This is a genomic window from Myxococcus sp. CA051A (assembly GCF_013336705.1).
Classification (GTDB): Bacteria; Myxococcota; Myxococcia; order Myxococcales; family Myxococcaceae; genus Myxococcus; species Myxococcus llanfairpwllgwyngyllgogerychwyrndrobwllllantysiliogogogochensis.
This window is the reverse complement of sequence record NZ_JABUMS010000025.1, coordinates 94,686-107,845: the sequence shown is the minus strand read 5'-3', so window position 1 is coordinate 107,845 and position 13,160 is coordinate 94,686. Positions and strand designations below refer to the sequence as shown.

General features: G+C 68.2%; 10 protein-coding genes. 7 read left to right on the top strand and 3 right to left on the bottom strand.

Features of this window, described 5'->3' with window-relative positions; translation table 11 throughout:
- Positions 1–341 precede the first annotated feature (341 nt).
- The 6 genes from HUA74_RS45260 (at position 342) to HUA74_RS41230 (ending at position 7,328) form a co-directional block, all read left to right on the top strand.
- A complete protein-coding gene (locus HUA74_RS45260; RefSeq protein ID WP_217440333.1) occupies positions 342–857 on the top strand; it encodes a hypothetical protein in 516 nt (171 codons plus the stop codon).
- A 234-nt stretch (positions 858–1,091) separates the two neighbouring features.
- Positions 1,092–2,744, top strand: a complete 1,653-nt coding sequence (locus tag HUA74_RS41250) for a fibronectin type III domain-containing protein (protein WP_174458967.1) — start codon at positions 1,092–1,094, stop codon at positions 2,742–2,744.
- A 265-nt stretch (positions 2,745–3,009) separates the two neighbouring features.
- Complete coding sequence (locus HUA74_RS41245; protein WP_174458966.1) at positions 3,010–3,543, top strand: DUF4833 domain-containing protein; 534 nt, start codon at positions 3,010–3,012, stop codon at positions 3,541–3,543.
- 129 nt (positions 3,544–3,672) lie between these two features.
- Positions 3,673–4,926, top strand: a complete 1,254-nt coding sequence (locus tag HUA74_RS41240; RefSeq protein WP_141649009.1) for an endonuclease — start codon at positions 3,673–3,675, stop codon at positions 4,924–4,926.
- A gap of 408 nt (positions 4,927–5,334) precedes the next feature.
- Positions 5,335–5,862, top strand: a complete 528-nt coding sequence (locus tag HUA74_RS41235; RefSeq protein WP_141649008.1) for a hypothetical protein — start codon at positions 5,335–5,337, stop codon at positions 5,860–5,862.
- 209 nt (positions 5,863–6,071) lie between these two features.
- On the top strand, positions 6,072–7,328 hold the full coding sequence (locus tag HUA74_RS41230) for a serine/threonine-protein kinase (protein WP_174458965.1): 1,257 nt from the start codon (positions 6,072–6,074) through the stop codon (positions 7,326–7,328).
- Between the two features lie 196 nt (positions 7,329–7,524).
- Here HUA74_RS41230 and HUA74_RS41225 read toward each other — a convergent pair whose 3' ends face one another.
- The 3 genes from HUA74_RS41225 to HUA74_RS41215 all read right to left on the bottom strand — a co-directional run bounded on the left by HUA74_RS41225 (position 7,525) and on the right by HUA74_RS41215 (position 12,023).
- On the bottom strand, positions 7,525–8,049 hold the full coding sequence (locus HUA74_RS41225) for a hypothetical protein (protein WP_174458964.1): 525 nt from the start codon (positions 8,047–8,049) through the stop codon (positions 7,525–7,527).
- Positions 8,050–8,062: 13 nt separating this feature from the next.
- Positions 8,063–9,721, bottom strand: a complete 1,659-nt coding sequence (locus HUA74_RS41220) for a hypothetical protein (protein WP_174458963.1) — start codon at positions 9,719–9,721, stop codon at positions 8,063–8,065.
- A gap of 334 nt (positions 9,722–10,055) precedes the next feature.
- Positions 10,056–12,023, bottom strand: coding sequence for an APC family permease (locus HUA74_RS41215; protein ID WP_254625481.1), 1,968 nt, complete (start codon positions 12,021–12,023; stop codon positions 10,056–10,058).
- Between the two features lie 308 nt (positions 12,024–12,331).
- On the opposite strand from HUA74_RS41215, the gene HUA74_RS41210 reads away from it, so the two are divergent.
- Complete coding sequence (locus HUA74_RS41210; RefSeq protein WP_174458962.1) at positions 12,332–13,135, top strand: hypothetical protein; 804 nt, start codon at positions 12,332–12,334, stop codon at positions 13,133–13,135.
- The last annotated feature ends 25 nt before the right edge of the window (positions 13,136–13,160 follow it).

Genomic DNA, 13,160 nt, shown 5'->3' with positions numbered 1-13,160 from the left:
GGCCTGTCGGCGAGACGGGTGCCACCGGCGCGGCGGGCCCTGCTGGCGCCACCGGTCCTGCCGGTCCTGCTGGCGAGACGGGTGCGACCGGTCCCGCCGGCCCTGCTGGCGCCACCGGTCCTGCCGGTCCTGCTGGCCCCGCCGGTCCTACCGGGGATACAGGTGCCACCGGCCCTACGGGCCCTGCCGGCGCAACCGGCCCCGCAGGTGCGACGGGGCCCGCTGGCGAGACGGGTGACACCGGCCCCGCGGGGCCTGCCGGGCCCGCCGGCGCAACGGGTCCTGCCGGTGCAACGGGTCCTGCCGGGGAGTCCGTGGTCGGGGCGTCCGAGCCCCCTGGGGTGAACTGCCCCACGGGCGGTGTCCAGTACACCTCCGCTTCTGGCGTCAACTACGTCTGCAACGGAGCTCCGGGCCCCGCGGGTGACACCCTGGCCTTCGGCTACTTCTATGCGCTGATGCCGCCCGACAACGCCGCCACGGTCGCGGCCGCGTCCGCGGTGGACTTCCCTCGCGACGGTGCGACGAGCGGAATCAGCCGGGCCAGCGCCAGCGAGTTCGTCCTGCCAGCGATTGGCGTCTATGAAATTTCCTGGCAGGTCAGCGTCAGCGAGGCCGGCCAGCTCATCCTCGGGCTCGACAGCGGCTCAGGGGTGGTGGAGCAGATCAGCACCGTGGCTGGCAGGGCGACGGGAACGTCCCAGATCATGAACCACGTGTTGATCACGACGAGCTCCGTGAACTCGCTCTTGACCGTCCGCAATCCCGCTGGGAATTCGCCGGCCCTGACGATTACGCCTCTCGCCGGCGGCACGCGGGCCGTCTCCGCGACACTCCTGATCAAACAAATCCAGTAGGCACCGGCCCCAGCAGGGCCGGTGTTCCGGGGAGGCCATTCGCGCGGTTCGAGTGGCCTCCCCTCGAAGTCTGTCATTTCGGACGCAGGGCCAAAAAGGCATGACACCTGCCCGGCTCGAATTGCGCAGACACCTCGTGAATGCTTGCGCAGTGAAGGGCTGTCAGTCCATGACATGAACACCGTCAGGAGCCGCGGTTAGGGTGTGAATTCCTAACGCTCCCTGGAGGTCTTCATGCAATTGCCGCGATTTTCTGTCGTACTGGTTTCAGCCTGCGCCGCATGGCTGGTGGGCTGTGGGGATGCGCCCGCGGACTCGATGGAACTGGCGGACGGGCTCTCCACCATCGACCCACGGTCGGGCCCCACGGGGGACGGGACCTGGATGGGCGAGCCCACGGGCGCGGGCTGCGAACCCGACGCAGGCACTCCGCCGCCCACGGATGGCGGACCGTCTGCCGACACCGTGCTGGTGACGAGCACCACGCGCTTCTTCACCTCGGTGGGCATCTCCGAGCAGGTCGAGGACCTGTCTGCCAATCCCCCTGAGATCCTCGTGCCCCAGGGCGCGACCTTCTCGCTGATTCTGGGCTCCGCGGTGCCCGGTGGCTGGGAGTTCCGGGGAGTGCCCCAGGGGCCGTACTACCTGCACAGGGGGACCACCCACGTCATCACGTCCGCGCGCCACGTGGACGTCGGCAGGAACCGGCTGGGCCGGGACGATGCCGTCTACTCGGAGTTCAACTGGGCGCCCCTGCAAATCAACCTCTTGAACCTGGCGCCGTGGACGCCATCCGGGTCCGGAAACCTGCAGCCCGGCTCCAGCCTCCAGCTCACCTCCGGGCAGGTGGACCTGTTCGGCTGGATGGACCTCTTCGAGATGGTCCCCAGGGGGCAGACGTCCATCCTCACCAACCAGGCCAGCCTGTCGCTCGGCAGTGGCTACAACATCCCCATCTTCGAGGCCGCGCGCGGAGACCGGATGTATGTCAATCAACTGAGCCAGTTCAGCGCGCAAGCGCTGTCGGATGGGACACCCGTGGGCTACGCCGCCGTGGAGCGCTCCCTGGAAGTGGGCGCGTTCGACTTCGCGCCGGACGGGGTCAGCCCGCTGCCGGTCTCCGGCATGCTCCAGCCCGTGAGGATGCGCGAGTTCCCCGTGGAGTGGCGCCTGCCCGCGTTCACTCGCTTCGCCTCGGAGGTACACCCGCTGGCGGCGCCCTGGACGCCCACGCTCCAGGTCCTGCCCGCCGCGCATGGGCTGTCCAAGGGTTGGATCGGCTACTCGGGTGAGCTGCTCACCCTCCGCCTGCCCCGAGCCTCCTCGTTCGACTACACGACCCGCCTGAAGTTCGGCAATCCGTTTCCCCAGAACTGGGGTGTCGTAGGCGCCTCGGGCTACAGCTTCCGGCACTCCGCCCCGCTGCCGGACGGCTCGGGCAACTCAATCGCCATCTCGGGCACCATCTCCACGGTCGACACGCTCGACAATCTCATCGCGGGGCCGCTGCAGCCCCGGGTGTCCCCTCCCCGCTCACTGACCATCGACGGCGTGCCCGCGAGCGTGCCGCGCGAGGTGGGCTCCGCAAGCCCCGTCATCGCCTGGGCACCGCCCACGCTCGGCACGCCCAATGCCTACCGGGTGGCCTTCTACCGGTATGACCCGGACCTGAACTTCGCCTTCCAGACGACGAGCCTCTATGTGCCCGGCTCGGCCACGCAGGTCCGACTGCCGCCCGACGTGCTCCTACCGGACAGCATCTACTACCTGCGTGTGAGGGCCATCGACGCCCCCGGCTTCGACATGGAGCGCCACCCGTTCACGACCCACGAGCAGGTGCCCTACAGCAGCGCGGATGCCGTCAGCTCCCTCATCACCACGCCGTAAGCGGCTTCGGTGGAGCTGAAACGTTTCGCCACCTCCCGGCCACGCGGCCCGGGTCCGGACGGGGTCAAACCTCACCGGGCCCGGGCCGTGGTGTCAGGAGTTGCATCTTCCGCCACACCAAATTGCGGACCTCCCTCGTCTTCCGTGCTAGGCAGCGCCCGCCGAAGCGCCTCGGCCGGGTGACAGCTCGAGGGCCCTGGGGTGTTGAACCAGTCCAGCGCCTCCAGACCTGACCCACGGCACCGCGCCGAAACAGGGGGACCGAATGTTTCCGAAGACCGGGTTCACGAGTGCCGTCACCGCGGTGCTGCTGGCGTTCGCTCCGCGAGTCGCCGCGGAGCCCACCGTCCAGGCTCCGTCCGCCTTCTTCCTCTCCCGGAGCGAGAACCGGAACCAGGTCCACTACGCCGTGGCCCTGGATGAGGGCTGCCGCCCTGTCGGCGCGCGTCCCGTGCACGTGTACTGGCGGATGCTGGAGCGGGGCGAAGCGGAGGTCGAAGCGCTGCTGAGCATCGAGCTTCCCGCCTATGGACTCGAGGACGCGCAGCAGGTGGAGTCCACCGCCGAGGGTGGGCGGGTGCGCATCCGCCTGCGGTCATTTCCGGATCGCCCCATCGACATCACCACCACCCTGGTGCGCGGTCAGTGCTCGGTGCAGGCCTGGACGAAGTTCGGCGCCAACACGGCCCAACTGGTCCACATCTTCGTGAAGACGTCCTGGCCCTTCTCGGTCGACTTCGTGCGGCTGGATGGCGTGGGCGCCGAAGGTCAGGCCCTCTCCGAGCTGATCCGCCGGTAGGACGTCCCGCCCGCGCCGGAGCCATGAAACACCGGTGTGATACCCCTGGAATTTCCAGCGGTTCCGGCTGCGTCAAAAAATCCGCGCGGAAGTGACAACCTCAGGGGGAACGGGGCCGATAATGCCCGCATGACCAGTGTCGTCGGCCCCCGCCGCTCGCCCCTCTCCGCTCGCCCGACCGAAACTGAAACCGCGCGTGAAACGTCTTCACCCCGGGCACCTGCCCCGGCGCGCAACGAGTTCGAGCCCTCGCGGCAGGGACTCGCGGGCCTCACCCCCTCCCTCCTGACGAAGCTCGGCTCCGTCTTCGTGCCTGGCGCCCCCACCGTCGCGAACGCGGCGGCCCCGAGCGCGAAGGCCGCGACGGGAACGGCGGCGACGCCGCTGACCCCCAGCACGAGCCCCAACGCGGCCATCCAGGACAACGCCACCGTCACCAGCACGCTGGACGTCGCGGACGACGCCAAGGTGGAGTCGCTCAAGCTGGACCTGGACATCGCGCACACCTACCGGGGTGACCTGACGGTGACGCTGACGTCCCCGTCGGGCAAGAGCGCGGTGGTGTCCAACCGCCAGGGCGGCTCCGCGGATGACCTCAAGGGTTCGTTCGACCTGAAGGACTTCGCGGGAGAGCCCACGAAGGGCACCTGGAAGCTCGAGGTGAAGGACACCGCGAAGGGCGACATCGGCACGCTGAAGCAGTGGGGGATGAACATCGTCCCCGAGACGAAGGCGCCCGAGCCGGACCCGGAGCCCTCGGATGACCCGTTCGACGGCCTGCGCGACGACGCGCTGCTGAAGGCCGTGAGGGACTCGGCCTCCGGCAAGAAGGTGGTCAGCTACAACGAGGCGCGCAACATCATCTTCTCCAGCCTGGACGTGAACGCCGCCGGCAACGTGGAGTGCGTCTACACGGGCGTGGAGGTCAAGGGCGGGAAGATTCCGAACAGCTCCGTGATGAACGTGGAGCACACCTGGCCGCAGTCCAAGGGTGCCACGGGCGCCGCCAAGAGCGACCTGCACCACCTGTTCCCCACCGACAGCAAGGCCAACTCGCGGCGCAGCAGCTTCCCGTTCGGCGAAGTGGTGAACGTGAAGTGGAGCCACAACGGCGCCAAGCTGGGCACGGACGCCAAGGGCAACACCGTGTTCGAGCCGCCCGACTCCCACAAGGGCAACGTGGCGCGCGCGATGTTCTACTTCTCGTCCACGTACAACAAGCCCATTCCCGCCGACGAGGAAGCCGCCCTCAAGGCGTGGAACAAGCTGGACGGAGTGGACACCGCGGAGATCGAGCGCAACCGCCGCGTGGCCAACATCCAGGGCAACACCAACGCGTTCGTCGACAACGCGGACCTCGCGGATCGCGTCAAGGATTTCTAGACGCCCGCTGAGCCGCACCGGAGATGAAGCACAGGGGTTGGATGGCTCGAGCCGTCCAACCCCTTTCATTTGGAGCCCGTCCATCCGCCACCGCGACATCGCTGCCCGGAACTCGTGGTGTGGGGAGTGCTGACAATCCTGTCGCGATGGCTGCTCGCCCACTCCCGCGACTCCGGGGAAAAGCGAGGGGCGTCGCGAGGCATGGGTGTTGCTTGGAGACAATCGCCACCCAGCCACAGGAGCGACTGTCTGACTCGCCTCGCCTTCGTCGCGCTGCTCCTCCTCGCCCCGGCGGTTCGTGCCCAGGCGGAGTCCCCCAGGCCCCAGGCCGAGTCCACGGCGGCCATTCCGAAGACCTCCATCTGGCTGTCGCCCGTGACGCACGCCTTCTTGTTCTTGGGAGGGCCGATGACGGAGCGGCTCCACGTCGCCGTGCCGATTGGCGTGGGCCGGAGCTTCTCGGAGACAACCACGGGGGTGCTCGAAGTCACGCCCATGCTGACGCGCAACAGTTGCAACCGCGAGTCCATGCGCTGCGACACGATACGGCAGCTCAAGGTCACCCTGGGCCTGGCGTGGAAGCCCGCGCCCAGGGCTCGTGGGCAGGGCTTCTTCTTCCAGCCCAGGTTGAGCGGCATGTGGACCTTTGACAGCCAGCATTTCCGTCCCTTCGGAAGGGCCTCCGCGCTGACGTATGAGCAGGAACATGGCTTCCAGGTCACCCTGGGGATGGACGTGGGCTACCGCGTCGTGACGCGACGCTCTGGGTTCTTCTTCGAGCCCATGCTCGGACTCGGCATGGGCTACAGCGTGAACCAGCGACGCAAGGCCATCGACGTGAGCTTCCAGTATGGAAATCCCATGACGGAGGACCGCACGGACCGCGCCATCACCGACCTGGACCTGGACCTGGTTCGCCTGGGCGTCACCTTCTGAATCCAGTGTCCCGGTACTCGATACGGAGCAGGCTCTCGCGCGCCAAGAACCATTCGCTCACGACGCGAGATATTCATGGAAACCTCCGCGCATGAAACAGGCTCGGTACCTCGGGCTCGTCTGAGATTTCCCGGTATCAACGACTGAAACATACGTCATCAGGCGGATACCCCTCGCCATGTGGGCGGCTTGGGTATACCGGTTGATTCATGAGCCGCTCGTCAGCTTCGGTCGGGACATTGCTGGGTCAGAAGTATCAGCTGCGCCAGAGGATTGGCGTGGGGGCAATGGGCATCGTCTACGAGGCGGCGGAGCTCGACGAGACCGACGCGGTGGCCATCAAGGTGCTCCAGCAGCACCTCCTCGACAACGAGGCCGTGCTCGCGCGCTTCCGTCGGGAGGCGCGCGCCATCGCGGGGCTCCAGCACCCGCACCTGGTCGAGGTGAAGGACTTCCAGTGCAACCCGGACGAGCCTCCGTTCATGGTGATGGAGCTGCTCCAGGGTCAGACGCTCCGACTCCTGCTGAAGCAGCAGGGTCCCCTGCCCGTCGCGCGCGCGGTGGCCATCGCGCTGCAGACGTTGTCCGCGCTGGAGACCGCGCATCGCGCTGGGGTCATCCACCGCGACATCAAGCCGGACAACCTCTTCATCGTCTCGAGCGAGACGGGTGACAAGGTGAAGGTGTTGGACTTCGGTGTGGCGAGGCTGCTCCACGAGGACGACGCCTCGGCGGTGGGCGCGGAGGCGGGAGCCTGGGTGGGGACGCCGTCGTTCATGGCGCCCGAGCAGGTGCGTTGCCAGCCCGTTGACGCGCGCGCGGATCTCTACTCGCTGGGTGCGTGTCTGTACCAGATGGTGACGGGGAAGCAGCCCATCGACGTCGCCGACACGGTGGCGCTCTTCTCCGCCATCGTGGAGCGGGTGCCGCCGCTCGCCTCAGCGATTCGGGCGGACGTGCCCGAGGACTTCTCGCAAGTGCTTGCACGTGCGCTGCACAAGAAGCCCGCGGAGCGCTTCGCTGATGCCGAGGAGATGGCACGAGCGCTCAGGCCATGGGCCACCCCACCCCGGACTGAGACCGCGGTTCAGCTCGACGCCGGGCCTGAGCTTCCGATCGACGCCGGGCCTGAGCTTCAGTTCGACATTGCGCATGAGCTTCCGCTCGACGCCGCGCCCGCGCCTCAGCTCGACACCGCGCCTGCGCCTCTGCTCGACTGCGCGCCCGCGCCTCAGTCCAACGCAGCTCCTCAGCCCAGCGCCGCGCCTCAGCCCAACGCTGCGCCTGCGCCGCAGCTCAACGCCGCGCCTGCGCCAAATCTCGCGCCTGTGGATGAGCGTGCGCCGGTTGTACCGGTGGCGCCTCCGCCGCCCCTGCCCCGCCGCCGCTCGGCCATGAAGGAGAGCCTCATGGTCGTCGGAGCCACCCTGCTCGGGCTCGTGGTAGGCGTGGCGCTCGGCCTGTAAGGCGGGGGCCTCACACCGCGAGCATCGTCTGTGCCTTCACATCCTCGCGGGCCGCGACAAAAGAAGACGCGCCCCTCCACGCTGACGCAGGGGCGCCCAAACCTCGAGCACGGGGAGCATGCTCAAGGTCCGACATCGAAGAATGACTCTCTCTCCAATGGAGCGGGAGCCCCAAGGGCCCCCGCCCCTCCCGCCCTCAGTGGACGATGAACGTCGAGGGGAGCAGGACCTTGGCGCCTCGGCCCTGGAAGAGGCTGTCCTTCAGGTGCAACTGGATGACGACGTGCTTGCGCTTCTCCAGCTCCGCGCGCTTGGTCGTGAACAGGATGGAGCCCGAGCGAGCGTTGATGAGACCCGGCGCGCCGGACTCCCGGAAGGCCCCCACGTCATCGAAGTGCACGCGCACGTCCGCCGACTGCGCTTCCGCCGGCAGGTAGAAGTACCCCAGCAGATAGGCGTGGTCCGTCTGAGCCAGGTCCATGGAGCGCGCGGACGCGGCGAGCTGGAACGGAATCGACTTGCCCTGCGCAATCACCTCGATGCGCCCCACGCCCAGCAGCGCCTTCTCATACAGCTCCGCATCCTGACCGAGCAGCCGCAGCTCGAAGCGGTCGCCCTCGGGCACCACGATCGGGTCCGGTCCACCGCCTCCATCACACGCGCTCAGCGTCAGCGCCACGAACATCCCGGACAGGGCCATCCACCTTGAATTCGTCATCATGTCATCCCCCCTTTCAGTACTGCGGTTCCACGGCCCGCTCCTGCCCCAGCAGCGGATCCATCTTCCAGATCTTCTTGCTCAGCGGCACCGCCCTGCGCTGACCGGAGCGGTTGTGCTTCTCCAGTTGCTCCAGCGCCTGCTCCAGCAACATCGGGTTGGGAGCAACCCACGCCTCCAGGCCCGTCAGCGCCGGAGCCTGGGTGCCGAAGAACCGCTCGTTGCACGTGGCCGTCAGCAACTCACGAGCGACCTTCACCTTGAGGGACTCGAAGTCCGAGCGGATGGCACCGCCCTGCGAGATGGCCGGGTTGGCCCAGAGGATGCCCAGCGCGGTCTCCGTCGTCGTGACCTTGCCCAGGTTGCCCAGCGAGATGGGGCCCGGCGCCAGACACTCGCTCAGGGCGTCCTCGCTAGAGCCATAGAAGCCGTGGTCCCGCGTCAGCATCGGAGGCTGTTCCTCACTGCCCACGGGAGGAGGCAGGTTGAAAGCACATGTCGCGCCGTCCGCGAACTGCGTGGCGGGGCCGGTGGTGACAGTGGTCAGCGCTCCCGTGACCAGGTTCACTGAATAGAACGTGTTGGCGAGGTTCACGTTCGCGTTGGTGGACCCGTAGAAGAACAGCGATCCGGAGACCGTGAAGAAGGCGGAGACCATGGAGTTGCCCACCGACGGCACACCGTTGATGAGTGTCGGGAGGAGGAAGTCCAGGTGGGTGCCCAGCACCGGATCGATGACGGTGACGCGCTGGGTGGCGCTGTTGAAGCCATACAGCAGGCCGTTGATGGGGTTCACCGCGAAGTCGGCGACCCGGAACGTCGCGGGAGTGCCCACGACGACATCCGACAGCGTCGCGCCCGTGGCGGTGTTGATGCGGACCAGGTGGTTGCTCGTGATTTCGAACCCGAGATAGGAGCCATCCTGGAGGACGGCGCCCGCGCCCCAGAGCGCCGTGTTCGCGGCCCCCGTGGCGAGCGGAGCGATGACATCGGACGAGCCATTGGCGTCCACCCGGATGAAGCTGGGCTGGACCACGCCGTCGGAGCTGATGGCATACAGGAAGCCGTCGACATGGTTGAAGGCGAGGGCATTGTACGGCAGCGAGGTCTCCCCCTGGAGCGCGAGCGTGGCCGTGCCAGGGTCGAAGATGTACAGACGCGACGGCCCCACGGGCAGCCCGGCGCTCGAGGAAGACGCCGTCGAGATGTAGACCGTGTCGTCACACGACAGGATGCGTTCCTGGGCGCAGAGCACGTTGACGCCGTCCTGGGCGGAGCCGCTGTCCCAGCCGATGCTGAAGACGTTCGTGAAGGAGGCCTCCTCGCTGGGTGTGGAAGGATTGGCGTCCAGCGCGCCCAGCGCGATGCAGGCCTCGTAGCTGGGCACGGGGAATGAGCACTGATACGTGACGTTGCCACCCACGGGGACCGTCCGCGGCGGCGTGGGGTCGAGCGTGCACGCGGTCAGGAGCGGGTCTGCCGCCAGGAGGAGAATCGACTCCAGCGTCGGATGGATGTTCGTCGCGCTGAACGTGAAGTTCAGCGTGTTCGGATAGGTAATGATCGTGGCCTGCTTCACGCCATTCACGAGCTTCTCCGCTCGGAAATCGTGAGCCCAGACACCCGGGGCCCATAACGCGCCACCGAGCAGGACTCCAAACCATCTGCGATTCATCTTTATGCCTCCGCGCCCTTGGGGGTTACGGCCAGGGACGCCGGACGCCCTGCACGGAAGGTGCCCGCTTTGGCTTGGTTCACAAACTATTCCCGGTGACGCCTGCGAATGCCCTTCAGTCCCGGCGTGTGATGAACACGCGGCATGAACAGACAGACATTCTCGGATGATGGGTGCCCGAGAGTGATTGTCTGCCCGATGAAGGGCTCGACACCCGCCCCCCAGGGCAACACCGCCTGCGGGCCAGGACGCGAGGGAAACAACCTACACGGAAATTTTTGGCAAAAGAGCCCTGCAACAATTCCAGTCAAAACACATATTCCGTGTCGGGTGCTCAGGAAGGAGCCACGGGCCCTGACTCCGCGACGGGCCCGAGGGCGGAGCCGGGCTGGGACTGGTCCTCGGTGCGCAGGTACCAGGGCACGCTGATGACCACCAGGCGCCGGGCTCCGGACAGCATCAAGGTGCTGCGCAGGAGCTCGGAGCGGCGCCCATACATGACAGCCCGGTACCACCGGCGCTCCAGCAGCTCCGGCAGGACGACGGCCACCGTGCGGTGCGGGTCCTCGGCGAGGAGTCCGTCCACGTAGTCCAGCAGGGGCTGCACGAGCCCCCGGTAGGGCGAGGGGACTTCGTCCAGCCTCGGCACCTGGAGGCGGGCCCGCACCGCGGGCTCCTGGACGAGCGCGGCCCACTGTTCGGCCAGGGCGCCCGGAGCGGCCTCGTCCTCGTCGGTGCGCACATGGACCGCGCGGACGTCATGGCAGAGCCCCAGCGCGAACCGCAGGGCGGTCTCCGACGCGTGGGACCAGCGGCTCATGGGCACCACCGCCACCATGCTCCCGCGCGCGTCCACCGCCATGGGCCGCTGAAGCCCTGTCGTCTCGCGCACGCGCAGATAGGCCTTGTGGACGCGACTGAACAGCAGCACGCCCAGCGGGATGATGACCACGGCGGCCCAGCCGCCATGGGTGAACTTGGCGACGATGACGATGGCCAGCGCAAGCCCCGTCAGCAGCGCACCCACGCCGTTGAGGACGCGGCGCCACCGCCACCCCGCCTCGCGGCGGCGCGTCCAGTACACCACCATGCCCGTCTGCGAGAGGGTGAAGGCGAGCAGCGCGCCAATGGCGAACAGCGGGATGAGCCGGTCGGTGATGGCGTCCGAGGCGAGGATGAGCAACCCCGCGAGCACCGCGAGCAACAGGATGCCTCGCGAGTACGCCAGCCTGCGTCCCCGGTGCACGAAGGCCACGGGCAGATAGCGATCCAACGCCAGGAGCCAGCACACGCGAGGGAAGCCCGCGAAGCTGGTGTTGGCCGACAGCGCGAGCACGCCGAGGATGGACGTCATCGCGACGTAATAGAAGACACCCCGCCCTGTCACCGCCGCGAGCAACTGGGACAGGACACTCTGGTAGCCCGGGCCGTCGGGCGCCGTCGCGCCCACGCCATAGACCTGGCACAGCGCGGACACGCCGAGCAGCAGCAGCACGAGGACGAGGATGATGAGCGACAGCGTGAGCCTGGCGCGGCGCACGGAGGGCGCGCGGAACACCGGCACCGCGTTGCTGACCGCCTCCACGCCCGTCATCGCCGTACAGCCGCTGGCGAAGGCCCGCAGCACCAGCCACAAGCCCACGCTCGCCGAGGGCGAGGGCAGCGCTGGCGGAGGGATGTCACTGGCCGGAGCGCCCCCTTGCGCGAAGGCCCGGAACGCACCGACGGCGAGCAGGATGAAGAGCGAGCCGATGAACATCGCGGTGGGCAACAGGAACAAGGCCCCGGCTTCCCGCGCGCCTCGGAGGTTGACGAGCGTGAGCAGGCCCAGCAACCCCAGCGCGAGCCCCAGCGTGTGCGGCCGCAGCGCGGGGAAGGCGGAGACGATGGCGCCCACGCCCGCGGAGATTCCCACCGCCACGTTGAGCAGGTAGTCCAAGAGCAGGGCGGACGCCGCGAGCAGCCCCACCCGACGGCCCAGGTTCTCTCGCGCCACCGTATAGGCACCACCGCCGCGCGGGTAGGCTGCGATGGTCTGCCGGTAGGAGGACGCCACCACCACCAGCAGCCCGACGATGCACGCGGTGATGGGCAACAGCAGCTTCACGCCCGTGGGGCCCAGCGGGCGCAGCACCGTGAGCGCGGCCTCGGGGCCATACGCCGCGGACGACAGCGCATCCAGCCCGAGGAGTGCCACGCCCGCGAGCACGCCCACCTGCTCGTGTGACGCCTGCGCCGTCGTGAGGGGCTTGCCGAGCAGCGTGTCCATCCAGCTCCGGCGGCTCGTCCTGGCGTGTTCCATGCCACCCCTCTGGCGCCCCTCGTGGTCCCGTCGCCGGGCGTCCCTCACGGGCAACCTGGGGATGCCACGCTCCAGGCAGAGCGGGCGGCGCGCCAGGCGCGCGACTCCACCCAATCCCTCGCATCCGCCCCAGGACACGTCGCATGCCTCCGCGCGGACACCTTGCTGCCCCGGGGTGATGGGCTGCCAACACCCGGAGTCCGCTTGTGTCGTCCCCGGACGCTCGGCCCTGGAGTCGGCTTCACGGAGCCCTCCCTGATTGGTCACTTCCACGTCCACCCCGCAAATCGCATTGGAGGGCAGCACGTATGGCCATGAGGCACTGCTGGACGCTATCTGTCATCGCCACCCTGGGAGTCTCCGGGACAGCGGTGGCGCAGGAGTCGGAGACGCGCGAGTCGAGCCCGGTGGAGCCGGTGGAGATGGATGTCCGCGCGGAGCACGGGATGGCCGGCCCCCAACTGGCGGTGGGTATCAACCTGGGCCTGGGCGCGGGCTACGTCTACAAGGACGGCACGTCGCGCACGGGGACCCGGGAGGACTTGAAGATCACCGACGCCGCCAACGCCTCCCTGCCACTGATGCTGGAGCTGGGCTATCGCTTCAACCCCCGCTTCTACGCGGGGCTCTGGGGCAGCTGGGAGAAGGTCTTCACCAAGACGAACGACATCTCCTGTCCGGAGGGGTTCGACTGCAACAACTCCCAATGGCGCTTCGGCCCCGAGGGCCGCTTCCACTTCAATCCGGAGTCGGGCTTCGACCCGTGGGTGGGGCTGGCCGTGGGCCTGGAGTTCCTCAAGAGCCACGTGGAGGGCACCACCCAGGTGCCCGTGCCCGGCGGAGGCACCGTGGCCGCGAACATCGACACCCAGGTGACGGACCGGGGCCCCACCTTCATCCGCCTCAGCGCCGGAGGCGACGTGCGGCTCACGCGCTACGTCGCGTTCGGGCCCATCGTCACCGCGTCGCTGGGCAGCTACACCGTTCGCACGGGTGACCAGACGTTGAGCATCGCCGGCCTGCCCGGGCAGACCTCCCCCGTCTCCGCCGTGGACGACGGCTTCCATGCACTCTTCACCCTGGGCGTGCGCGGCGTCTTCCGCACGTTCTGAGGCGCGCGGAGCAGGCCCGCGAGGC